23 protein-coding genes and 2 tRNA genes are annotated in these 20,447 nt (G+C 61.9%); 13 read left to right on the top strand and 12 right to left on the bottom strand.

Annotated features, from left to right (window positions below; translation table 11 throughout):
• Nucleotides 1–45: 45 nt before the first annotated feature.
• The gene (locus tag NKJ32_RS24905; RefSeq protein ID WP_023677635.1) at nucleotides 46–1,074 is read right to left on the bottom strand and encodes an amino acid ABC transporter substrate-binding protein; all 1,029 of its coding nucleotides are present in this window, start codon (nucleotides 1,072–1,074) and stop codon (nucleotides 46–48) included.
• Nucleotides 1,075–1,501: 427 nt separating this feature from the next.
• Between NKJ32_RS24905 and NKJ32_RS24900 the strand changes: the two genes are divergently transcribed.
• The 4 genes from NKJ32_RS24900 to NKJ32_RS24885 all read left to right on the top strand — a co-directional run bounded on the left by NKJ32_RS24900 (nucleotide 1,502) and on the right by NKJ32_RS24885 (nucleotide 4,551).
• The gene (locus NKJ32_RS24900) at nucleotides 1,502–2,671 is read left to right on the top strand and encodes a cystathionine beta-lyase (protein WP_352829144.1); all 1,170 of its coding nucleotides are present in this window, start codon (nucleotides 1,502–1,504) and stop codon (nucleotides 2,669–2,671) included.
• Between the two features lie 253 nt (nucleotides 2,672–2,924).
• Nucleotides 2,925–3,596: an RNA polymerase sigma factor gene (locus NKJ32_RS24895; RefSeq protein WP_352829143.1), complete on the top strand. Its 672-nt coding sequence runs from the start codon at nucleotides 2,925–2,927 to the stop codon at nucleotides 3,594–3,596.
• Nucleotides 3,597–3,700: 104 nt separating this feature from the next.
• A complete protein-coding gene (locus tag NKJ32_RS24890) occupies nucleotides 3,701–4,225 on the top strand; it encodes a DUF4142 domain-containing protein (protein WP_023677638.1) in 525 nt (174 codons plus the stop codon).
• A 14-nt stretch (nucleotides 4,226–4,239) separates the two neighbouring features.
• Nucleotides 4,240–4,551 (top strand): cupredoxin domain-containing protein, encoded by a 312-nt coding sequence (locus NKJ32_RS24885; RefSeq protein ID WP_352829176.1) that lies wholly within the window; start codon nucleotides 4,240–4,242, stop codon nucleotides 4,549–4,551.
• Nucleotides 4,552–4,657: 106 nt separating this feature from the next.
• On the opposite strand, the gene NKJ32_RS24880 is transcribed toward NKJ32_RS24885, so the two are convergent.
• The 3 genes from NKJ32_RS24880 to NKJ32_RS24870 all read right to left on the bottom strand — a co-directional run bounded on the left by NKJ32_RS24880 (nucleotide 4,658) and on the right by NKJ32_RS24870 (nucleotide 6,381).
• The gene (locus tag NKJ32_RS24880; protein ID WP_352829141.1) at nucleotides 4,658–5,878 is read right to left on the bottom strand and encodes an anion transporter; all 1,221 of its coding nucleotides are present in this window, start codon (nucleotides 5,876–5,878) and stop codon (nucleotides 4,658–4,660) included.
• Between the two features lie 60 nt (nucleotides 5,879–5,938).
• Nucleotides 5,939–6,015 (bottom strand) — tRNA-Arg (locus tag NKJ32_RS24875).
• Between the two features lie 60 nt (nucleotides 6,016–6,075).
• Nucleotides 6,076–6,381, bottom strand: coding sequence for an ETC complex I subunit (locus NKJ32_RS24870; protein ID WP_023677641.1), 306 nt, complete (start codon nucleotides 6,379–6,381; stop codon nucleotides 6,076–6,078).
• 160 nt (nucleotides 6,382–6,541) lie between these two features.
• Between NKJ32_RS24870 and NKJ32_RS24865 the strand changes: the two genes are divergently transcribed.
• Nucleotides 6,542–6,618 (top strand) — tRNA-Pro (locus NKJ32_RS24865).
• A gap of 124 nt (nucleotides 6,619–6,742) precedes the next feature.
• Here NKJ32_RS24865 and NKJ32_RS24860 read toward each other — a convergent pair.
• Entirely contained in the window at nucleotides 6,743–7,570 is an 828-nt protein-coding gene (locus tag NKJ32_RS24860) for an alpha/beta fold hydrolase (protein WP_352594421.1), read from the bottom strand.
• Between the two features lie 130 nt (nucleotides 7,571–7,700).
• Between NKJ32_RS24860 and NKJ32_RS24855 the strand changes: the two genes are divergently transcribed.
• Nucleotides 7,701–8,729: a GlxA family transcriptional regulator gene (locus NKJ32_RS24855; RefSeq protein ID WP_352594420.1), complete on the top strand. Its 1,029-nt coding sequence runs from the start codon at nucleotides 7,701–7,703 to the stop codon at nucleotides 8,727–8,729.
• A 440-nt stretch (nucleotides 8,730–9,169) separates the two neighbouring features.
• On the opposite strand, the gene NKJ32_RS24850 is transcribed toward NKJ32_RS24855, so the two are convergent.
• Genes NKJ32_RS24850 through NKJ32_RS24835 form a run of 4 tightly spaced genes read right to left on the bottom strand, consistent with a single transcriptional unit; the run spans nucleotide 9,170 to nucleotide 11,978 of the window.
• Nucleotides 9,170–9,505, bottom strand: a complete 336-nt coding sequence (locus tag NKJ32_RS24850) for a hypothetical protein (protein WP_352829139.1) — start codon at nucleotides 9,503–9,505, stop codon at nucleotides 9,170–9,172.
• A gap of 10 nt (nucleotides 9,506–9,515) precedes the next feature.
• A complete protein-coding gene (hdaA, locus tag NKJ32_RS24845; protein ID WP_023677644.1) occupies nucleotides 9,516–10,217 on the bottom strand; it encodes a DnaA regulatory inactivator HdaA in 702 nt (233 codons plus the stop codon).
• Between the two features lie 5 nt (nucleotides 10,218–10,222).
• The gene (locus NKJ32_RS24840; RefSeq protein ID WP_031212006.1) at nucleotides 10,223–11,449 is read right to left on the bottom strand and encodes an AI-2E family transporter; all 1,227 of its coding nucleotides are present in this window, start codon (nucleotides 11,447–11,449) and stop codon (nucleotides 10,223–10,225) included.
• Nucleotides 11,421–11,978 carry a CDP-alcohol phosphatidyltransferase family protein gene (locus NKJ32_RS24835; protein WP_023677645.1) on the bottom strand — a complete coding sequence of 186 codons (558 nt, stop codon included), beginning with the start codon at nucleotides 11,976–11,978 and terminating at the stop codon, nucleotides 11,421–11,423. Before NKJ32_RS24835 ends, NKJ32_RS24840 begins: the two co-directional genes overlap by 29 nt.
• 200 nt (nucleotides 11,979–12,178) lie before the next feature.
• On the opposite strand from NKJ32_RS24835, the gene NKJ32_RS24830 reads away from it, so the two are divergent.
• The 7 genes from NKJ32_RS24830 to NKJ32_RS24800 all read left to right on the top strand — a co-directional run bounded on the left by NKJ32_RS24830 (nucleotide 12,179) and on the right by NKJ32_RS24800 (nucleotide 16,924).
• The gene (locus NKJ32_RS24830) at nucleotides 12,179–12,829 is read left to right on the top strand and encodes a glutathione S-transferase family protein (RefSeq protein ID WP_352699167.1); all 651 of its coding nucleotides are present in this window, start codon (nucleotides 12,179–12,181) and stop codon (nucleotides 12,827–12,829) included.
• 133 nt (nucleotides 12,830–12,962) lie between these two features.
• A complete protein-coding gene (locus NKJ32_RS24825) occupies nucleotides 12,963–13,595 on the top strand; it encodes a hypothetical protein (RefSeq protein ID WP_352594417.1) in 633 nt (210 codons plus the stop codon).
• 134 nt (nucleotides 13,596–13,729) lie between these two features.
• On the top strand, nucleotides 13,730–14,137 hold the full coding sequence (locus NKJ32_RS24820; RefSeq protein WP_352594416.1) for a hypothetical protein: 408 nt from the start codon (nucleotides 13,730–13,732) through the stop codon (nucleotides 14,135–14,137).
• A 110-nt stretch (nucleotides 14,138–14,247) separates the two neighbouring features.
• On the top strand, nucleotides 14,248–15,312 hold the full coding sequence (purM, locus tag NKJ32_RS24815) for a phosphoribosylformylglycinamidine cyclo-ligase (protein WP_023677649.1): 1,065 nt from the start codon (nucleotides 14,248–14,250) through the stop codon (nucleotides 15,310–15,312).
• Entirely contained in the window at nucleotides 15,309–16,016 is a 708-nt protein-coding gene (purN, locus tag NKJ32_RS24810) for a phosphoribosylglycinamide formyltransferase (protein ID WP_023677650.1), read from the top strand. The genes purM and purN overlap by 4 nt, the downstream gene beginning before the upstream one ends.
• Nucleotides 16,017–16,066: 50 nt before the next feature.
• Nucleotides 16,067–16,399, top strand: a complete 333-nt coding sequence (locus NKJ32_RS24805) for a hypothetical protein (protein WP_023677651.1) — start codon at nucleotides 16,067–16,069, stop codon at nucleotides 16,397–16,399.
• A 9-nt stretch (nucleotides 16,400–16,408) separates the two neighbouring features.
• Nucleotides 16,409–16,924: a SixA phosphatase family protein gene (locus NKJ32_RS24800; protein WP_023677652.1), complete on the top strand. Its 516-nt coding sequence runs from the start codon at nucleotides 16,409–16,411 to the stop codon at nucleotides 16,922–16,924.
• A 110-nt stretch (nucleotides 16,925–17,034) separates the two neighbouring features.
• Here NKJ32_RS24800 and NKJ32_RS24795 read toward each other — a convergent pair whose 3' ends face one another.
• From NKJ32_RS24795 to NKJ32_RS24785, 3 genes are all read right to left on the bottom strand, one after another.
• Nucleotides 17,035–17,307, bottom strand: a complete 273-nt coding sequence (locus tag NKJ32_RS24795; RefSeq protein ID WP_023677653.1) for a DUF680 domain-containing protein — start codon at nucleotides 17,305–17,307, stop codon at nucleotides 17,035–17,037.
• A gap of 275 nt (nucleotides 17,308–17,582) precedes the next feature.
• Nucleotides 17,583–17,822: a DUF680 domain-containing protein gene (locus NKJ32_RS24790; RefSeq protein WP_352829136.1), complete on the bottom strand. Its 240-nt coding sequence runs from the start codon at nucleotides 17,820–17,822 to the stop codon at nucleotides 17,583–17,585.
• 378 nt (nucleotides 17,823–18,200) lie between these two features.
• Complete coding sequence (locus NKJ32_RS24785; protein ID WP_502898091.1) at nucleotides 18,201–20,402, bottom strand: cation:proton antiporter domain-containing protein; 2,202 nt, start codon at nucleotides 20,400–20,402, stop codon at nucleotides 18,201–18,203.
• Nucleotides 20,403–20,447: the final 45 nt, after the last annotated feature.

The following is a 20,447-nucleotide window of genomic DNA, read 5'->3' as shown; positions in this document are numbered from 1 at the left end:
GAGAGACCGGAAGGCAGACGATCTGCCTTCCGGATCCATTTTCGATCAGCGGATCGGCGGAGCGTACTGCAGGCCACCCTTGGTCCACAGCGCGTTGATGCCGCGGGCGATCTTCAGCGGGCTGCCGGAGCCGACATTGCGTTCGAACATCTCGCCGTAATTGCCGACGGCCTTGACGATGTTGACGACCCAGTCGTTGGAGACACCTAGATCGGTGCCGATCTTGGTGTCGGCTTCCTGGCCGAGCACGCGCTTGATCTCGGGATTGTCCGAGTTCTTCATCTCGTCGACATTGGCCTGGGTGATGCCCAGTTCCTCGGCGTTGAGCAGCGCGAAATAGGTCCACTTGACGATGTGGTACCACTGGTCGTCACCCTGGCGCACGGCCGGCCCAAGCGGCTCCTTGGAGATGATCTCGGGCAACACGACGTGGTCGGCCGGCGAGCTGAGCGTCAGGCGAATGCCGTAGAGACCCGACTGGTCGGTGGTGTAGACGTCGCAGCGGCCGGCGTCATATGCGGCGTTGACCTCATCCAGCTTTTCGAAAACGACGGGGTTGTACTCCATCTTGTTCGACTTGAAATAGTCGGCAAGGTTGAGCTCGGTCGTGGTGCCGCTCTGCACACACACCGCCGCGCCCGAAAGCTGCAGTGCCGAATTCACGCCCGGAAGCTTCTTGGCGTTGATCATGAAGCCCTGACCGTCATAATAGGTGACGCCGACGAAGTTCAGGCCAAGCGCCGTATCGCGGTTGATGGTCCAGGTGGTGTTGCGCGACAGGATGTCGACCTCGCCCGACTGCAGCGCGGTGAACCGCTCCTTGGCGCTGAGCGGCGTGAACTTGACTTTGGTGCCATCGCCGAAGACGGCCGCCGCCACGGCGCGGCAGAAATCCACATCGATGCCTTTCCATTCACCCTTGTCGTCAGGCGCCGCGAAGCCAGCAAGACCTGTATTGGTGCCGCACTGGATGAAGCCTTTCGCCTTGACATCGTCGAGCGTGCTCGCCGATGCGGCCGAAGCCGCGAATCCAAACGCGGCGGCGCCCAAAAGGCCGATTGCAATGTGTTTCATGACCCACAGACCCTTTTCTGTTTTTTCCAGGCGAACCTGACTTTTTCCCGTGTGAACGCAGCTAAGTATCCCGGCCCGTTACCGGAATCCCGCATCGTCACCGACGCGCTGCCTCCCATTCACGAACAACATCGAAGGCGATTATTCCTGTGAGGTCAAGGGAAATGACCAAATCCGAAAGACTTTGAAAACCAACCGCCTGAAATGCCTGAAATTGCAGACAAACGCGCTCGCAAATTGGTCAGCGCGCCAATAAAGCCGGCAAAGTCCGACCGTGAGTTGCCAAGCGCACTTGGCAGCCTTCCCGCGGATCCACGGCTCGTTGCTGAATTGGCATATTCAAGACCTTGGCCTGGCGAGTGCGGTGCGGTTGCGCGGCCAATGCCGCCGCACTATGGCTAACGACCAACCCATGGGACGAAAAGCAATGGCAAAAGACGACAGCGAGATGGGCGTCAACACGCGGCTCGCCCATTCCGGCAACAACCCGCATGACTATTTCGGCTTCGTCAATCCGCCGGTGGTGCATGCCTCGACCGTGCTTTATCCCAATGCTGCGGCGATGGCTTCACGCAGCCAGAGATACACCTACGGCACGCGCGGCACGCCGACTACCGATGCGCTGAACGGCGCGATCGATGCGCTGGAAGGCTCCGCCGGCACGGTCGCGGTGCCGTCGGGCCTGGCGGCGGTGACGCTGCCGCTGCTCGCCTTCCTGTCGGCCGGCGATCATCTGCTGATCGTCGATTCCGTCTATCACCCGACCCGCAACTTCGCCGACACGATGCTGAAGCGGCTCGGCATCGAGGTCGAGTATTACGAACCGCGCATCGGCGCCGGCATCGCGGCGCTGATCAAGCCCAACACCAAGGTGGTGTTCACCGAATCGCCGGCCTCCAACACTTTCGAGGTGCAGGACATACCGGCCATCGCCAAGGCAGCGCATGCCGCCGGCGCCATCGTCATGATGGACAACACCTGGGCGACGCCGCTCTATTTCCGTCCGCTCGACCATGGCGTCGACATCTCGATCCACGCGGCGACGAAATACCCGGCCGGCCATTCCGACGTGCTGCTCGGCACGGTGTCGGCCAATGCGGACTGCTGGAAGCAGCTTTTCGAGACGTTCAACACGATGGGCTGCTGCGCCGGGCCTGACGACGTCTACCAGGTGCTGCGCGGCCTGCGCACGATGGGCGTGCGGCTGGAGCATCATCAAAAGAGCGCGCTTTCCCTCGCCGGCTGGCTGGAGGGTCAGCCGGGCGTAGCGCAGGTGCTGCATCCGGGGCTGCCCAGTCATCCCGACCACGCCATGTGGAAGCGCGATTTTTGCGGATCGAGCGGCATCTTCTCGATCGTTCTCGCGGGCGGCGGACAGAAGCAGCAGCACGCCTTCCTCGACGCGTTGAAGTTTTTCGGCCTCGGCTATTCCTGGGGCGGCTATGAGAGCCTTGCCGTGCCGGTATTCCTTGGCGACCGCACCATCGCCAAGGGCCCGTATGACGGGCCGCTGGTGCGCCTGCAGATCGGGCTCGAGGATGTAGGGGATTTGAAGACCGACCTGGCGCGCGGGCTGGCGGCGGCCGCTGAGGCCTGAGCCAGCACCTTTTCACACTGAGTCAGAAAATCGGCGTAACAGCCTGGAAAAATTGCGATCCTGAGCGATATCATGGCGACCGATCGGCCGATGATACGGCTCTACAAAATAGAGGCGGCGGTGTGGTGAAGGCGGTAGAATAGCCTCTGCCAGTCCTTGACACGGATTGAGGCTGGCCGGCGGGATCGGTCGGGAACCTTTTGTCGGCCGATGCATCCAATGTCGCGATGAGAAGCCTATCAGGAGATCGGCCATGCCTGCTGCGTTGACGGCAACGCCCGCCGCTTCCGGCGATATGCAGCTTGTCGGCCGCGCGCTGGCACGTGATGGCGATGCATTCCGCACCATCATCAAGACGCACAACCAAAGGCTCTACCGCATCGCCCGAGGCGTCGTGCGTAACGACAGCGAGGCCGAGGACATCGTCCAGGAGGCCTATGTCAGCGCCTTTGCCCATCTCGAGGCCTTTCGCGGCGATGCCTCGCTCGCCACGTGGCTATCGCGTATCGTCGTCAACGAAGCGCTCGGCCGCTTGCGCAAAAGGCGGCGAATGGTAGCGATGCCTGAAAACCCGCAAGCCGAAATCATCCGGTTTCCCCTCAACCCGAGCGACGATCCGGAGCGGACGATGGCGCAACGGCAGATCCTTGAGCTTGTCGAACGGGCAACCGACAGTCTTCCCGATGTCTACCGGATGGTGTTCGTGGCGCGCGTCATCGAGGGATTGAGCATCGAGGAAACCGCCGAACTGCTTGGCGTGCGACCAGAAACCATCAAGACCCGGCTGCACCGCGCCCGCGCGCTGGTGCGCAAGGCGCTGGACGACCAGATCGGCCCGGTGCTGCTCGACGCCTTTCCCTTCGCGGGCCGGCGCTGCGAACGGCTGACCAATGCCGTGATGCAGCGGCTTGGTCTTTCCGGATAGGCCGCGCCGATTTTCGCGGGAACGTTTGGCGGCGACCTGCATCCAATGAGCATCACTGAAAACGAAGCCCGATGCAGTTCCGCGTCGGGGCGAAGGAGAGCATCATGTTTATTCGATCGACCACGGCGCTGGCCGCAGTTTTCCTGCTTAGCGCAGCGCCCTTGTCGCAAGCTGCCGACAAACCGACCGATCCGCAGATCGCACATATCGCCTACACGGCGGGCGTGCTTGACGTCGAAGCGGCCAAGCAGGCGCTGAAGAAATCGAAGAACAAGGAGGTCGTGGATTTCGCCAAGGACATGGTGCGAGATCACGAGGCGGTCAACAAACAGGCTCTCGACCTGGTCAAGAAGCTCAAGGTCACGCCTGAGGATAATCCGACCAGCAAAGCGCTGACCAAGGCAGCGGCCGAGGAACGTGCCAAGCTTGCCAAGCTCAAGGGCGCGGCGTTCGACAAGGCCTATGTCGCCAGCGAAGTTGCCTACCACAAGCAGGTCAATGGCGCGCTCGAAACACTGCTGATTCCGTCGGCCAGCAATGCCGAGTTGAAGAGCCTGCTGGAAACCGGCCTGAAAATATTCCAGGGTCACGAACAGCACGCCGAACACGTCGCCGGCATGCTGAAGTGAGGATTGGGCCAATGATGTCGAGGCGGCATCTGTGGGTTGCGCTGGCACTGGCCATCGGTGCCGCGCCGGCCAAGGCCGACACCATCGAGGTGACGATCGAGAAGCTTGTGTTTTCGCCGGCAAAGATCGAGGCGAAGGTCGGCGACACGATCAAGTGGGTGAACAAGGACGTGTTCGCGCACACGGCAACCGTCAACGGCGGTTGGGAAGTGACGATCCCGCCGAAGAAGGCAGCGAGTCTGACGGTGAAGAAGGCAGAATCGGTCGATTATTTCTGCCGCTTCCATCCCAACATGAAAGGCCATCTGACGGTGACGTCGCCCTGACTGGCTGATGCATGCCGCGCAAAAGTGTGCAGCGGTTTTGCGATAACGACATGCATAAAAAGAGCCTAAAGCGCGCCGCATGAGGCCGGTCGAATGCGACGCGCTTTTAGGCCGCCAGCCATGCCGTCCCTACAAGAAGCGTGACCAGCGTCAACGGCAGGCCGACCTTGAAGAAGGCGATGAAGCCCAGCGGTTTGCCGGAGACCCGCGCGTGCTCGGCAACGATCAGATTGGCGACCGAGCCGAGCAGCGTGAAATTGCCGGCCAGCGTCGAGCTCATGGCGACAACTAGCCAGGCCCGCTCGGGGTTTTCCAGTCCGGGCACGAACGGCTTCAGCGCCAGCACGGCCGGGACATTGCTCATGATGTTGGACAGCACCGCGGTGAAGCCGGACAGCCGCCAGACATCATTCAGCCCGAGGTCCTTTGCCGAGGCGACGATGTCGGGCGTCAGCAGCGTCTTCTCCGCCCCGGCGACGACGATGAACAGCCCGGCGAACATGAACAGCAGCGGCCCATCGATCTCGCGATAGATGCGCTCAGGTTTGATGGCGCGGGTCAAAAGAAGAATGGCGCCGCCGATCAGCGCTGCCTTGGCGACTGGAACGCCGGCGAAGAAGGCGATCGCCAAACCGACACAGACGACCACCGCCTTCACCACCTGCCCCGGCAGCATGCGGCCGCGATAGACTTCGGGGCTGAGCTCGGCCTTGCGCGAAAATTCGGCGCGGTAGACGATGCGGATGATGACGATGGCGGCGACGAGGCCGAACGCCGCGACCGGCGCCAGCGCCGCCGAGAAGGCCGGATAGGAAATCCCCGACAGCGCGCCGATGACCATGTTCTGCGGATTGCCGGTGATGGTGGCGACGCTGCCGCAATTGGACGCCGTGGCGGTGGCGATCAGATAGGGAACCGGATTGCGGTTGATGACACGGGTGACATGGACGACGATCGGCGCCATCACCAGGCAGATGGCGTCGTTGACCAGGAACGCCGACAGAACGCCGGTCAACAGCGTCACCATCACCAGCAGCATGAACGGCGCATGCGCATGCTCGATGGCGAACCCGCCGAGCGCGCGAAAGGCGCCCGACACTTTCAGATGCGCCACGACGATCATCATGCCGAGCAGAAGCGTGATGGTGTCGAAGCTGATGGCGCGGTAGGCGTCCTCCATGTCGAGCGCGCCGATGGCGATCATCGCCGCACCGCCGAGCAGCGCGATCCCTGCCCGGTCGAGGCGCAGCCCGGGTATCCTGCCGATTGCAACGCCGGCATAGGTCAGGACAAGGATCAGCAGTGCCGCCGCGCCCATCGCTGTCATGTGTTGGAAAATCCTGTGCGACTGGCGAGTGAACCTGTCCGGAATGGACCCTGAAAATATTGGCGATCCCGACAGGATTCGAACCTGTGACCATCGGCTTAGAAGGCCGGTGCTCTATCCAGCTGAGCTACGGGACCGCTGGCCGGCCGCACGACCGGCTGATTTGTTCTTGGCGCCGGCACGGGCCGGCATGGCCGTCAATGCGTCCAGGGCGTCCTGCGGTCATAGCGGAAATTCTCCGCATAGGAAATCTGGCGGCGCTTGATTTCCTTCGGCTCCTCGACGCGAAAAGCCAGCCCTTCCTTCTCGGCATAGGCGACCGCCTCTTCCCTGGTGTCGAAGGTCAACCTGATCTGGCTTCGCATGTCGCCGGACGTGGTGTAGCCCATAAGCGGATCGATCTTCTTGCGCTGCTCCGGATCGAATTCCAGCACCCAATAGCCGGTCTTGGCCTTGCCGGACTGCATCGCGGTTTTGGCTGGGCTGAAAATGCGGGCTGACATGACCACCTCATTGCTGGTTGCAAGCACACGACCCCGAGACCACATTACTGTTCTCTGGCCATGCACTAGCCCGTCATTACTGCGCAATGCCGCCGGCAGCAAGGCCGATGGCTTTTTACGCTTGCTTTGGCGGGCCGAAATCACTAGGCAACAGACCGTTCGGAGTGTAGCGCAGCCTGGTAGCGCATCTGGTTTGGGACCAGAGGGTCGGGAGTTCGAATCTCTCCACTCCGACCATTCATCAAGCAAATCTCGTCGGCAGGGCAAGCGGATCACGCTCGAGTGTGTCTCCCGTCGCCGGTCATGTTTAAGCGACGGACGGACAGCACGAGCCCGCGCTGCCCGTCCGATATGCAAGCCGTCAGCCCTGGATGAAGGCCAGCAGATCCGGATTAATGATCTCCGGATGCGTGGTGCACATGCCGTGCGGCAGGCCCTTGTAGACCTTGAGCGTGCCGTGCTTCACCAGCTTGGCCGCAAGCAGCGCAGAATCGGCGATCGGCACGATCTGGTCGTCGTCGCCATGCATGATCAGGACGGGCACGTCAATCTTCTTGAGATCGTCGGTGAAGTCGGTCTCGGAAAAGGCCTCGATGCAGTCGTAATGGGCCTTGGCGCCGCCCATCATGCCCTGGCGCCACCAATTGTCGATAGCCCCTGGCGAGACCTTGGCGCCCTCGCGATTGAAACCGTAAAACGGGCCGGCCGGCACATCCCTGTAGAACTGGGCGCGGTTGGCGACCAAAGCGGCGCGAAAGCCGTCGAAGACCTCGATCGGCAGGCCACCCGGATTGCTGTCGGTCTTGACCATGATCGGCGGCACGGCGCCGATCAGTACCGCCTTGGCAACGCGGCCGCCACCGCCATAAAGCGCGACGTAACGGGCCACCTCGCCGCCACCGGTCGAATGGCCGATGTGGATCGCATCCCTGAGATCGAGATGCGCCGCCAGCGCCGCAACGTCGGCGGCGTAGGTGTCCATCTCATTGCCGGTCGCGGTCTGCGACGAGCGGCCGTGGCCGCGGCGGTCATGTGCGATGACGCGGTAGCCCTTTTCGAGGAAGAACAGCATCTGGTTGTCCCAGTCGTCTGAGCTCAGCGGCCAGCCGTGATGGAACACGATCGGCTGGCCCTTGCCCCAATCCTTGTAGAAAATCTCGGTGCCGTCATGGGTGGTGAATGTGCTCATCGTCCTACTCCTTGATGGAAAAGTTGGGGGTAACAGGGAAGCTTTTAGCCCGCTTCAGCTGGACAAATTATAACAGTGCGGCCAGGGTGAGCATTGGCAAAACGGACATTCAACGTGGCAAAACTGACAAATGACGGCTGCGCGTGATCTGATCGAAATCGGCCTTGTCTTGTATCCCGGCGTGCAGGAAGCAGCCGTGCTCGGCCTGACCGATCTTTTCATGCTGGCAAACCGGCTGGCTGTCGAGCGGTCGCCCGAGGCGGCGAGGCTTCGCGTCAGTCATTGGCAATTGGAGGACGCGGGCCACACCGTAGTCCGCACCTTCGACAGCGACCCCGGCGCCGACAATGAACCAGCCATGGTTATCCTCCCGCCGACCTTGGGAGATCCGATCGCTCGGGGAGCAGCCGCGCCCTATGCCGGCTGGCTCAGGGATCGCCACACGGCAGGCGCGACGCTCGGTTCGGTCTGTGCCGGCGCCTTCGTGCTTGCCGAGACCGGCCTGTTGTCCGGTCGCGCGGCCACGACGCACTGGGCCTATCGCGACGCGCTGGCGCTACGCTTTCCAGACATCCTGCTCGACGCCGACAGGCTGGTTATCGATGATGGCGATATCATCACCGCCGGCGGCTACATGGCCTGGACCGATCTCGGCCTGAAGCTGGTGGACCGGGTGCTCGGGTCAACCGTCATGATGGACACAGCCCGTTTCATGCTGATCGATCCGCCGGGCCGCGAGCAACGTTTTTACAGCCCGTTTGCGCCGCGATTGACCCATGACGACGAAGCGATCCTCAAGGTGCAGCATTGGCTGCAGGCGAACGGCGCGCGCGACGTGACGCTCGGCGCCATGGCAGAGCATGCCGGGCTGGAGGAGCGGACTTTTCTGCGGCGCTTCCGCAGCGCCACCGGCCTCAAGCCGACCGAATATTGTCAGCACCTGCGCGTCGGCAAGGCGCGCGAGATGCTGGAAACCACGATGCGATCGATCGACCAGATCGCCTGGGAGGTCGGCTATGACGATCCCGGCTCCTTCCGCAAGGTATTCGCCAGGATAACCGGCCTCGTGCCTGGCGATTACCGCCGGCGCTTTGGCGTGGAACAAGCGGCGCTTGGGGGAGACGATCGGTCTGAAACGGTAGCGAGGCTAGAGCAATGACGGACCGACCAATCGCGACCTGCGATGAGTGCGGCAGCACATATTTTTCCGACAGCAGCGCAATGGCCAGTCTATGTGCCGAATGCGCATCTCTGCTCTATGGATATCCAAACTGCGAACATAATTTCGAAAGCGACCGATGCACGGCCTGCGGGTGGGACGGCTCTCGATCAAAATACGTCGCCGATATTATTTCCAGGCAAGACCGACAGCGTTGAGAATATCGCTATCAGCTGGCGAGAAAATCACACTTCAAGGCGACTGGTCGGATCGCCGCATATGGCAAGCTCGCCGGGAAGAGAACCCCAACCGCCCCATCTCCCGGCGAGCCTACTACCTGATTTGATACGCAATCAGGACCGGGATTAGCCGGCAAGCTGTCAGGTGCAAGACAGATGCCAGGTTTGTTTCCCGAAATGAGACACCGGCCGAGGTAAGAACTAGGTATATGCACCTTCCCCGGCCCAGCCAAAAACCATTGGCCGTAGTTCTTCAAGGGCGGCTTGCAGCATTTCGGGAGACGCGTGGCGTTCCTCTCTGGCACCCCATTGTGTAGCGCTTTTAGGATCCAGCACCGACGCCACAATGGTTACGTTGCCGTTGACGTCAGGCAAATTGAGCCACAACTGAGCACGACGATTGCCATTCTTGTCGTAAACCCAGATAGAACGGACATCGTCGTCGCGATATTTAGTGGCGACCCGCATTCCGTGCCGATTTGCCCACGACATCAGAAACGGATCAATGATGTCGTATGCACTGAATTCAGACGTCATTTTGTATCCTCTAAATCTCGAACTCGCCCTGCCCTTCGTCCATGGCGCTGACGGTCTCGGCGGCGAGCGCGCGGGTGATCGGCGTCTTGCGCTCGAGCGCGGTGCGGTCGAGCCGTTCGACCACGCGCATGGCAGTGGCCAGCGAGCGCTCGATGCGGCGCACCAGATATTGCACGACATGCGGCTCGACCTCGACCTGGCGGTCGGCGAACAGCTTTGTGATGACGCCGGCCAGCAGAAGATCGTCGGGTTCGTGGATCTCGACGGTCGCCGCCGCCTTCAGCCGCGACGCCAGGTCGGGCAGCCTGACGCCCCAGGCGGACGGGAAGCGCCGCGCCGTCAACAGCAAGCTCGAGCCGGCGCCGCGCACCGCGTTGATCAGGTGGAAGAGGCCGTGCTCATCGATCGGTTCGGCATCGATATCGTCGATCAGGGCCGGATGCGGGCCGAGGTTTTCGATGCAGTCGCCGATGCGGCCGGCCTCCACTTTCACGGCGTCGGCGCGGGTCCGCCAAATCGAGGCCAGATGGGTTTTCCCCGAGCCGGCCGGCCCGGCCAGCACAACGACCGGCGACGGCCAGTCCGGCCAGCGGTCGACAAGCGCCGCAGCCTGGCTGTTGGTGCTGGAGACGACGAGCTCGTCGCGCGAATAGCCGGTGCCGTGGCCTAGATCGAGCGGCAATTGACGCGGCGGATCGATCTTGTCCGGCATCTGGCTCAACCGCGCGCGCCCCCGCGGCGCCGCACCTGCAGCGGCGGCACCGGCTCGTCGGCATGGCCCTTGTAGAGCGGCGATTCCAGATAGCGGGCGATGGCGAAACGCACCAGAACGGCAACGGCGGCGGAAGCCGGCACGGCAATCAGCAGGCCGACGAAGCCGAACAGCGCGCCGAAGGCAAACAGCGCAAACATCAGCCATACCGGATGCAGGCCAACGCTTTTGCCGACCAGCCTGGGCTGCAGGATGTTGCCCTCGATGAACTGGCCGACGAAGAACACACCGGCCACCGCCGCGATCATGGTCCAGTCTGGCCAGAACTGGACGAAGGCGACGCCGACGGCCAGCACCAGGCCGGTCAGCGAGCCGACATAGGGGATGAAGGAGATCAGCCCGGCGAACAGACCGATGAGGATGCCGAAATTCAGGCCCGTCAGTGTCAGGCCGGTGGCATACATGGCGCCGAGCACCAGGCACAGCGTGCCCTGGCCGCGCACGAAGCCGGCGGTCGCCGTGTTGATGTCCCTGGCGATCGTCCTGACGGTCTTGACGTAATCGCGCGGCACCCAGCTGTCGACGATTGCCACCATGCGGTCCCAGTCGAGCAGCATGTAGAAGGCGACGACCGGCGTTACCACGAACAGGCTGACCACCGAGACCAGCGCCACGCCGGAGCTCCAGATCGAGGTGAAGACGGTGGTCAGGAGGCCGAAGCCGGAGGTCAGCAGCGAGTTCAGGCCTTCGCGCAGGCCGTTGGCGTCGACGCCGAATTTCTCTTCCAGCCATTTCGGGTCGAAGCTGGTGATCAGGCCCTGCAGCCGGGTCAGATAGTCCGGCAGCTTGCTGGCGAAATCAGCCATCTGCGAGGCGAGCACCGGAACCAGGATGACGACGGCCAGCACCAGGACGACGATGAAGGCGATGAGGATGACCACCGTTGCCATCAGCCTGGACAGGCCGAGCCGCTCCAGCCGGTCGGCCACAGGATCGAGGAAATAGGCGAGCACCATGCCGGCGACGAACGGCAGAAGGATGCCGCTGAAGACATAGAGGAAGACGGCGAGGATGATGGCGCTGACCAGCCAGAAGCGGATCTGCCGGCGAAACGACGCCGATGCCGCAGCCTCCGCTGCCGCGGCTTCGGCCTCGGCGTCGATGGACCGTTCGTCAGGTGCCCGGTGGTCAGGTGCCCCGCGTTCAGGTGCCGGGTGTGGAGCCTTCGCCATAGCCGCTCATATGCCTCAGCCAAGCCACGAGATAGGCCGCGGCCGAAGCCACGGTCAAGACCCCGGACAGCAATATGAGGGCCGGTCTCAGCGGATCGAGACGGATGTCGAAGGCGAGTTCGCCCAACACCACTGCCGCCAGCACGATCTGGATCGCGGTGTTGGCCTTCGACACCAGAAGCGGCTTCATCTCGACCGGATGTGCCATGACGGTGGATAAAAGCACGGCGCAGACGATCAGTGCGTCGCGCGACACCATGGTAACGACCAGCCACAGCGGCAGTTCGCCGCTGAAGCCCAGGACCACGAAAACCGAGACCAGCAGCAGCTTGTCGGCCATCGGATCAAGATAGGCGCCGAGCCTGGAAAACTGGTTGAAATGGCGGGCGATGAAGCCGTCGACCCCGTCGGAAATGCCGGCAATGAGGAAGCCGGCAAACGCCCAGTCCCAGCGTTCCTGCAGCATGGCCAGCACCACGGCCGGCACCAGCACGAAGCGCATGATCGTGATCATGTTGGGGATGGTCAAACGCATATCCCGTCGCTCTTGTTTGTCGATACATGATGGAGATGGAGGGTTACGGCAAGTGAGAAGCGACACAGAAGCCGCCAATCTCCCCACGAGGGCGCCAGCAATGAAATAGGTCAAGACCGATGTCGATTTCGGGGAGGCTCATTCGTCTCACGATAGGAAGCCGAGGAAATTTGCCCAGCAAGGAAACGGACGCGATGACAATCACTATCACAGCATTTGAACGATCGCCCGATGGCGGCAAGGGACTGGCGCGTGATACGCGCGTTCGCTGGGCGCTCGAAGAAGTGGGGCAGCCGTATGAGGTTCGTCTTGTTTCCTTCGCAGAGATGAAGGCGCCTGAACATCTGGCCATCCATCCCTTCGGCCAGATCCCCACCTATGAGGAAGGTTCTCTCTCGCTGTTCGAGACCGGCTCGATCGTCTTTCATCTTGCTGAGCAGCATGCGGGATTGCTGCCGAAGGATCGCAATGCCCGCGCGCGTGCGATCACGTGGATGTTTGCCGCACTTAACACCGTCGAGCCGCCGATCCTCGAATTAACGACGGCAAGAATATTCGAACGTGACAAGCCTTGGAGCGAGGAGCGCTTGCCGTTGGTAAAGGACCGTGTTCGCGCTCGGCTGGACAAACTCTCGGCCCACTTGGGCGTCGCCGACTGGCTCGATGATACGTTCAGCGCAGGCGATTTATTGATGGTATCGGTGCTGCTGCGACTAAGAATGTCAGGCATTTTGGACGAATATCAAAACTTGGCTGCCTATGTAGCGCGCGGGGAAGCTCGGCCGGCTTATATCCGGGCTTTCGCCGCGCAATTTGCAATCAACGCAGAGGGGCGTGAAGAATAGCCAGCGTTGAACTAACCAAATGGAAGCGAGCCCGAAGCGCGCTTTCCTTTGGCCGTTAGGAAACAAGGCGCGCTGTGGATGGACTAATAGGCCGCTAGCAAGGCACGATGCGCAACAGAGAGGGAGTGGAACCTTGTCTTTGGCCGTTGGCGAAGCGCGTAAGTATCTCGATACGTTCATGACGGGACATGGCTTTCGCCGCATCCGGAAAGGCGTCTTCGAAGTCGACCGGAGCGACGATATCAGCCTGATTCTCGAAGAGGCCTTTACTGCAAGCCATGGCGATGTTCATTTGAACATGCTCGTTTACCTGGACTTTCTTACCGTCAGGCCGTTGCTTGAAAGGCTGTACGGCAAAAAATGGATCTGGCCCGGACTGTCGCAGTTTCATCCTGAAACGATATTTAACAATGAGCTGAAAGCTTATGCTCGTTACTTCGAGCACCTTGACCAGACGAGCATAGATAGGTTGCTGGGGAAATATGTCGAGCTGGCGCGAAGGATCAGGGCTCAGAACCCGGACCTCGCCAGTTACGTCGCCGGACATAGCGAGTTGCTCGACAAACCTTACGAATTCACACAGCCCTTCGCAGTTCGAATCCTCGCGCTGATTGCCTGCGAAATCGAACTTGGGCACTACGAGCGGGTTAAGCAGGCTGTGCACTGGATTCGAACGAACAATGGCGGAATAGCGCTGAGCGGCTACGCCAAGGCACAACTCGACCGCGTCGACATGGTTCTGGCGGAACGAGAGGGGCGTCCATAAGGGGGCAGCTTGGGCGACTGTCCACTCCTTTGTCGAGCCAAGACCGTCTGATCCCGCCGTCATCCTTGCGAGGTGCGGCCGTTCATGCGAAGAGCCCGTGAAGCGACAGCCTATTTCCCCACTGCTGAATGACGATGGCGCAGAGAATCACAATCGCTTGGCGAGTAACGCTTTGTTATCTGGCCGGACTGACGGAAAGTCTTTTGGTCTTCGCATTTTTCGGAGCCTCGCACCGCAACGTGGCAGCGCAGGATCTTCTTTCGACCTTCGCTCTTTATCTGGCCGTAGGCGTGGTCGTCTCTTGGCCCCTCTGGCTGACCGCCGCTGTCGTCGCGTTCGTTTTCTCAAGGTCAGTCGCTGCAAATCCAGGTCTGTGGACTGCCGCGGCGGCTTTGATCGCCGCCGGCTTCTCGTATGGGACCCTGCCCTTCGACGGTGAGATCAGGTCTCTTGCCACCGTCGGAGGCCTCGCCGCAATTCTGGCAGGGATTTCTTTTTACTGTTGGAGTGTATCACGCCCGGTTCCCGCGGCATCCAACTGAAACACCATTAATCGCGCGCTTGCCTTGCGGGGCAAAACCGTTCATGCGAAGAGCCCGCACGCGAGTGAAAACAGCGACAGGCAAGCGCAACAGATGAGCAGGCGCCGGAAATGAGCAAGCGCAAGAACGGGCTCACCTATGCCGAAGCGGGCGTCGACATCGATGCCGGCAACCTCATGGTCGAGAAGATCAAGCCGCTGGTGCGCGCCACCCGCCGGCCGGGCGCCGATGGCGAGATCGGCGGCTTCGGCGGCCTGTTCGACCTCAAGGCAGCCGGCTTCACCGATCCGGTGCTGGTCGCCGCCAATGACGGCGTCGGCACCAAGCTGAAGATCGCCATCGACGCCGGCAAGCATGACACGATTGGCATCGACCTGGTCGCCATGTGCGTCAACGACATCGTCGTGCAGGGCGCCGAGCCGCTGTTCTTCCTCGACTATTTCGCCACCGGCAAGCTCGATCCCGACCAGGGTGCTTCGATCGTCGGCGGCATCGCCGAGGGCTGCCGGCAGGCCGGTTGCGCGCTGATCGGCGGCGAGACGGCGGAAATGCCCGGCATGTATCACGACAAGGATTATGACCTTGCCGGCTTTGCCGTCGGTGCCGCCGAACGCGGCCAGCTGCTGCCGACCGACGACATCGTCGAAGGCGACGTGCTGCTCGGCCTCGCCTCGTCGGGCCTGCATTCGAACGGCTTTTCGCTGGTCCGCCGCATCGTCGCCGTAAGCGGCCTTGGCTGGGGCGATCCGGCGCCGTTCAATGACGAGGCGACGCTGGCGGAGGCGCTGCTCGAGCCGACGCGCATCTACGTCAAGTCGATCCTCAAGGCGATCCGCAACACACATGGCATCAAGGCGCTGGCCCATATCACTGGCGGCGGCTTTCCCGAAAATATCCCGCGCGTTCTGCCCAAGGATTTTTCGGCCGAGCTCGATCTCGGCGCCATCGAGGTGCCGCCGGTGTTCTCGTGGCTGGCCAAGACCGGCGGCGTCGCGCCGGAAGAGATGATGCGCACCTTCAATTGCGGCATCGGCATGATCCTGGTCGTCGCCTCCGGCCAGGCGGCGCAGGTCGCTGCCGTTCTGCAGGAGGCCGGCGAGACGGTGACGCCGATCGGCCAGATCGTGCCGCGCCGCGATGCCGGCGTCATCTATCGGGGCTCGATTGGCCTATGACCAGGAAACGGACGGTCGTACTGATCTCGGGGCGCGGCTCCAACATGACGGCGCTGGTTGCGGCGGCGAGCAACCCGGCCTATCCGGCCGAGATCGTCGGCGTCATCTCCGACCGCGCCAATGCCGCCGGCCTTGGCATCGCCGCGGCGCGCGGCATCGCCACCAGAGTGATTTCGCGCTCCGACTATGCCAGCAAGCAAGCGCATGACGAGGCGATCGATGCGGCCCTCTTGTCGTTCGGCGCCCAGATCGTCGCGCTGGCCGGCTATATGCGCATCCTCGGCGCGCGCTTCGTCGAGAAGTGGCAGGGCCGCATGATCAATATCCACCCTGCCCTGCTGCCTGCCTTCAAGGGGCTGGATACGCATGCGCGGGCCCTCCGCGCAGGCATGCGCATCCATGGCTGCACGGTGCATTTCGTCACGCTCGACATGGATGACGGGCCGATCATCGCCCAGGCCGCCGTGCCGGTGATGGTTGGCGACAATGAGGATACGCTGGCCGCGCGCGTGCTCAAGGCCGAGCACCAACTTTATCCGCTGGCGTTGGGCCTTGTCGCCGAAGGCAAGGCGCGAATGGAAGGCGGCCGCACGGTGTTTTCGCGCTTCGCCGACGATGCCGACAACGCCACGTCAGTGGTGATCGCGCCCGACCCGCTGCGCGAAGAGACCGATCTCGAGCATCTGGCACGGATCACGCCGTAAGGGTCCGCGGAAACGGCCAATTAATCGCCGGGGAATGACAGAATAGATCAATGGACGTTTTCGACAGCGCGATCCGGACAAAGCGTGATCTCGCCGGCGTCTTCGAGTACGACGAGGCGGGCGATCCGAAAAGTGCCACGGCATATTTTTATCTCTGTCGGATCGAGGACGGACGAGTAGGTCCCGTCGTCGGTGCAATTCACGTTCGATCGGGCGATTGGGCCATCACTGAAGCAGACATTTTGGTCAGATGGGATAAAGATGAACGGCGTGTAGGCCTGTTCATCTTTGGTGCACTTTGGGCGAGTTTTGATACCGTCACAGGTGCAAGACATGGCGGCGGATATGGGAAAGACTTTCAGCCCGACATCCCTTGGACTTGAGTTGAATCCATGAAGCAACTGCTGCTCCTGCGTCACGCCAAGTCGAGTTGGGACGATCCCGACCTCATCGACTTCGACCGGCCGCTGTCCGCGCGCGGGCTGAAGGCAGCACCACTGGTCGGGCGCGAACTGGCCCGGCGCGGCTGGCTGCCGGAGCTGGCGCTGGTGTCGCCGGCGCTGCGCACCCGCGACACGTGGCGGCTGGTCTCGGCGGAATTGCCGGCGAAGGTGCAGGCCAAATCTGCCCAGGCGCTTTACGAGGCAGCGGCGGCGGACATCCTCGCCAAGGTGCGGCAAGTGAAGGCGGGGACCGGAACGCTGCTGGTGCTTGGCCACAATCCCGGGTTGGAGGAGTTCGCGCGCGGTCTTGCCGGGGCTGGATCTGATGAAGCGGCGCTGAAAAAACTGGCGGAAAAATACCCCACCGCGGCCCTGGCTCGGTTCGACGTCGATGGCGATTGGGCCGGTCTCACCTTCGGCAGCGCCCGGCTGACGCACTGCATTTGGCCGAAGGATCTGCGTTAGGGATTTACCAACAGGCCCGGGGATCGCCGATCCTTTCGACCGACCGGGCTTTGCCCAAACAAAAACGGCGGGCCAAGCCCGCCGCTCTTCGTGCTCCGGGGTTTGAGGAACTATCGGCCCCAGTTGCCCCGGCCAGATTGGGGCACTACGGGTTGATCCGTGCCGAACCGGGTCGTCGCCTCGGTGTCGACGGCGTTGTGCTCGGTCGTCAGCGGCTTGCGGATGGAACCGGTAAACCCGCTGTCGATGGTGCCGACAGGCGCGTTGCCAACAGCCGCGGCCGGCTGGTTGACGCCGTCCGAACCATAGTGATCACTGCCTGCAAAGGCGCTGCCCGTGGCGACGAGGACGATGGTGGCGACGGTAAGAGCAATCTTGGTCATTTCAGGTACTCCAGTGTACTGGTCATTCGTGAGTTGTCGTTGCTTTCGACGCATTCGAGATGAGAGCGCTGTCCGCGCCGACGAATACGCACCCGGCTTTTCCGATGTGCACGTTGCTGGACGATTTCAGCAACCGAGATTGTGGCTACAGATGAAACCTGCAAATCAAAGTATTCGATTGGCGCAGGATGCTATTCGGCGCACACGCCCGTTGATACGCGAAAGCAAGAGTAGCGGGCCAAGCCCGCCGCTCTTTGTGGTGCGGGCCGTGATAATCAGCGGCCCCAGATGCCTTGGCCGGATTCAGGCGCCACCGACTCGGAGGTTATCTTGGCACCGGTATGCTCGGAAGTAACTGGCTTGTGGATCGAACCGGTGAAGGTGTTGTCGACGTTGGCAGCAGCAGCAGCGGTCGGCTGGTTGACGTTGTCCGAGCCATAATGGTCGCTGCCGGCAAAAGCAGTGCCGGTGGCAACGAGGATGGCGGCGGCGGCGGTAAGAGCGAGCTTGGTCATTTCGGGTACTCCGGTAGTTCTTTGGTCTGTCCGTCAAGTGGCGTGCCTCGGGAGGAATTCGCGTCGCTCGGACCACCCCGAGATGGGTCGGCAAGTCTGTCGTTTCCAATCACGAAAATTTTGTACGGGTGCGCCAAATTGGCCGCTTGAAATTCGACATGCAGCTCCTGGCGCCACAATGTTCTTATTTCTTTTCAACTAGTTATGCGGTCAGTGGTGATTTGCCGCGCGAACATTCTTTGAGCCGGCGTTCACCCTTTCCTGCACTCTCTGTCAACAGAACCGAACCGTTCGGTTCGAGTTCTTTTACGTTTGGCTGATAAGCGCTTTCAGAAGCTCGATCGACATTCCTGCCGACGGATCAATGCGCCGTGAAATTCACGCTGCCAGCTCAGCGCCAGCGGCGTCGTGCTTGGGCCGCGCGCTGGCCAGAAGCACGACGGGGCAGTTGCAGGCGGCTAAAACAGCGCCGGCGGTTTCACCGAAGAACAGGTCCTCACCCGGACGTTGGGTGACGCCCATCACGACGATCGCCGCGCCTTTGGCCGCCTCCCGGGTGATCGCCTTGTCGGGTGTGACGCGGGTATGGAACGCTGTGTCGATATGCAGGCCGTAGCGGCCCGCCAGATCAGCGATGTCTTTCAGGACGGCCTCTTCGCGGCTATGCGACACGGATGTCAATCTTCGGCCCTTGGCTGCCGTTTGCGAGACGTAAAGTATCTTGACCCGCGCCCGGTTTGGACGGGCCAGCGCCAGCGCCAAGTCGGCGGCGCGACGCGCCACTTGAGTACCGTTGACGGGGACGAGAATGCTGGTGCCGGCCTTCAGCGTCGGCATCTTTTCGGCAGCATTGCCGCCGTTCAGGACCAGGCAAAGCGGGCCGTCAAATCCTCCGGCAATGTCGTTGAGGGCCGGCGCGAAGGCGCCATCGGCGGTCAGCACATTGTCAAGCCCGACCAGCAGCAGGCCGTATCCCTTGCGGGCCTCTTCGGCGATCGTCTCACCGGTGGCTTCCAATTCGGTGCGGGCCGTCAGGTGGACTTTGCCGACAAGCGTATCTTCAATCCGTTTCACCGCCCGGGCGCTTTTTTTTGCACCCTTCTTGATTTCCTTCAGGGTGCGCTCCTGTCCTTTGCTGTCGGTTGGCCTGTCAATTCGGCCGTCCTTCGGCTGAAGCAAGGTGGTGGGCATGCCGCTGCCTCCGCCGACCAGTCCGGCGAGATATGCAGTGAACTTGCCGATCCTGCTGTCGTCGACCAGCACCAGCAGCCGCTCCAGCCTGGAAATGAAGCCGTATTCGTCCAACGCCTCGCGCTCGACACGCTGTTGCTCGTCGTGCCCAACCGGCAGCCGGCCGAGCGCCCAGCGCAGCATCGGCGGCATGGCCAAGGTGGTGATCACGGCCATGGTGACGATCATGGTGAAGAGATTGTGCGACAGGATGTTCATCGACAGGCCGATGCTGGCGACGATCACCTCGGTCGAGCCGCGCGCGTTCATGGCACTGCCGACGGCGATTGCTTCCTTGAACGACATGCCGGCGAGCTTGGCGCCGATGAAGGCGCCGCCAAACTTGCCGATGCTGGCGATGACCACGAGAGCGCCCGTCAGCATGGCAAGCGTCGGATCGGCAAGCACGGTGAGATCGGCGGAAAGCCCCGCCATGCCGAAGAAGATCGGCATGAACAGCGCGGTGATGACGCCGCGAAGTTGGCCTTCGATATGGCTGGAGAGGATGGGCGATTCCCCGACAAGGATACCGGCGACGAACGCCCCCAGCACGGTATGGACGCCTATCATGTTGGTGATCAGCGCCATCACGCCCATAATGATGAGGATCATGGTGATCACCGCAAACTCGCTGCGGAATTGATCGTTGGTCCAGCGGATCAAGGTGAAGACAAGACGGCGGCCGATGGTGAAGGAGAACACCATGAACAGTGCCACTGCGGCGATGGTGGTCACCAGCGGCGCGAACTGCAGCCTGCCATTGGTGGCGATGCCGAAGGTTACGGCGATGATAAGCCAGCCGATCGTGTCCTCGATAATCGCCGAGGAAATAATCACCTGTCCGAGGTTGCGGCGCATGAAGTTCATCTCGCGCACCACCATGGCGACGATCTTGACCGACGAGATCGACAGCGCGGTGCCCAGGAACAGCCCGGCGACGGTGCGTTGCGTCGCGTCGGCCAGCAGTGCGTCCGGCAGGAATTGCGCAAGCGCGAAACCGCAGATGAAGGGCACCACAATGCCGGTTGCCGAAATGGAAAAACATGCCGCGCCAACCCGGCGCACCAGCCGCAGGTCCGTCTCCATGCCGGTCAGCAAAAGCAGCATCAGGATGCCGAGCTGCGAGACGGCGTCGATCATGCCCTTTTGCGCAGGATCGCTGGGAAAGATCAGGTGCTGGGCCGACGGCCACAGCCAGCCGAACAGCGAAGGACCGAGCAGGATGCCGCCGATCAGTTGGCCCATGATTGCCGGCTGGCCATAACGCTGCAGCACTTCGCCCAGGCCGCGCCCAACAAGCAGCAGAAGCACGATCTCGGCGACGAAAGCGCCTTCGCCCGAACCACCCATGCCGGAGGCCCGGGTACCGGCAACGAGCGTCTCCGCTGCCCAGGC

This window comes from Mesorhizobium sp. M0159, assembly GCF_040322295.1.
Taxonomy (GTDB): domain Bacteria; phylum Pseudomonadota; class Alphaproteobacteria; order Rhizobiales; family Rhizobiaceae; genus Mesorhizobium.
The sequence above is the reverse complement of the archived record's forward strand: the minus strand, read 5'-3'. Positions and strand labels throughout refer to the sequence as shown.

Bases quoted from the DNA above. Each gene is read 5' to 3' on its own strand.
- NKJ32_RS24905 (WP_023677635.1), bottom strand. From the start codon at position 1,074: ATGAAACACATTGCAATCGGCCTTTTGGGCGCCGCCGCGTTTGGATTC.
- NKJ32_RS24900 (WP_352829144.1), top strand. From the start codon at position 1,502: ATGGCAAAAGACGACAGCGAGATGGGCGTCAACACGCGGCTCGCCCAT.
- NKJ32_RS24895 (WP_352829143.1), top strand. From the start codon at position 2,925: ATGCCTGCTGCGTTGACGGCAACGCCCGCCGCTTCCGGCGATATGCAG.
- NKJ32_RS24890 (WP_023677638.1), top strand. From the start codon at position 3,701: ATGTTTATTCGATCGACCACGGCGCTGGCCGCAGTTTTCCTGCTTAGC.
- NKJ32_RS24885 (WP_352829176.1), top strand. From the start codon at position 4,240: ATGTCGAGGCGGCATCTGTGGGTTGCGCTGGCACTGGCCATCGGTGCC.
- NKJ32_RS24880 (WP_352829141.1), bottom strand. From the start codon at position 5,878: ATGACAGCGATGGGCGCGGCGGCACTGCTGATCCTTGTCCTGACCTAT.
- NKJ32_RS24870 (WP_023677641.1), bottom strand. From the start codon at position 6,381: ATGTCAGCCCGCATTTTCAGCCCAGCCAAAACCGCGATGCAGTCCGGC.
- NKJ32_RS24860 (WP_352594421.1), bottom strand. From the start codon at position 7,570: ATGAGCACATTCACCACCCATGACGGCACCGAGATTTTCTACAAGGAT.
- NKJ32_RS24855 (WP_352594420.1), top strand. From the start codon at position 7,701: ATGACGGCTGCGCGTGATCTGATCGAAATCGGCCTTGTCTTGTATCCC.
- NKJ32_RS24850 (WP_352829139.1), bottom strand. From the start codon at position 9,505: ATGACGTCTGAATTCAGTGCATACGACATCATTGATCCGTTTCTGATG.
- hdaA (WP_023677644.1), bottom strand. From the start codon at position 10,217: ATGCCGGACAAGATCGATCCGCCGCGTCAATTGCCGCTCGATCTAGGC.
- NKJ32_RS24840 (WP_031212006.1), bottom strand. From the start codon at position 11,449: ATGGCGAAGGCTCCACACCCGGCACCTGAACGCGGGGCACCTGACCAC.
- NKJ32_RS24830 (WP_352699167.1), top strand. From the start codon at position 12,179: ATGACAATCACTATCACAGCATTTGAACGATCGCCCGATGGCGGCAAG.
- NKJ32_RS24820 (WP_352594416.1), top strand. From the start codon at position 13,730: ATGGCGCAGAGAATCACAATCGCTTGGCGAGTAACGCTTTGTTATCTG.
- purM (WP_023677649.1), top strand. From the start codon at position 14,248: ATGAGCAAGCGCAAGAACGGGCTCACCTATGCCGAAGCGGGCGTCGAC.
- purN (WP_023677650.1), top strand. From the start codon at position 15,309: ATGACCAGGAAACGGACGGTCGTACTGATCTCGGGGCGCGGCTCCAAC.
- NKJ32_RS24805 (WP_023677651.1), top strand. From the start codon at position 16,067: ATGGACGTTTTCGACAGCGCGATCCGGACAAAGCGTGATCTCGCCGGC.
- NKJ32_RS24800 (WP_023677652.1), top strand. From the start codon at position 16,409: ATGAAGCAACTGCTGCTCCTGCGTCACGCCAAGTCGAGTTGGGACGAT.
- NKJ32_RS24795 (WP_023677653.1), bottom strand. From the start codon at position 17,307: ATGACCAAGATTGCTCTTACCGTCGCCACCATCGTCCTCGTCGCCACG.
- NKJ32_RS24790 (WP_352829136.1), bottom strand. From the start codon at position 17,822: ATGACCAAGCTCGCTCTTACCGCCGCCGCCGCCATCCTCGTTGCCACC.
- NKJ32_RS24785 (WP_502898091.1), bottom strand. From the start codon at position 20,402: ATGGGTGGTTCGGGCGAAGGCGCTTTCGTCGCCGAGATCGTGCTTCTG.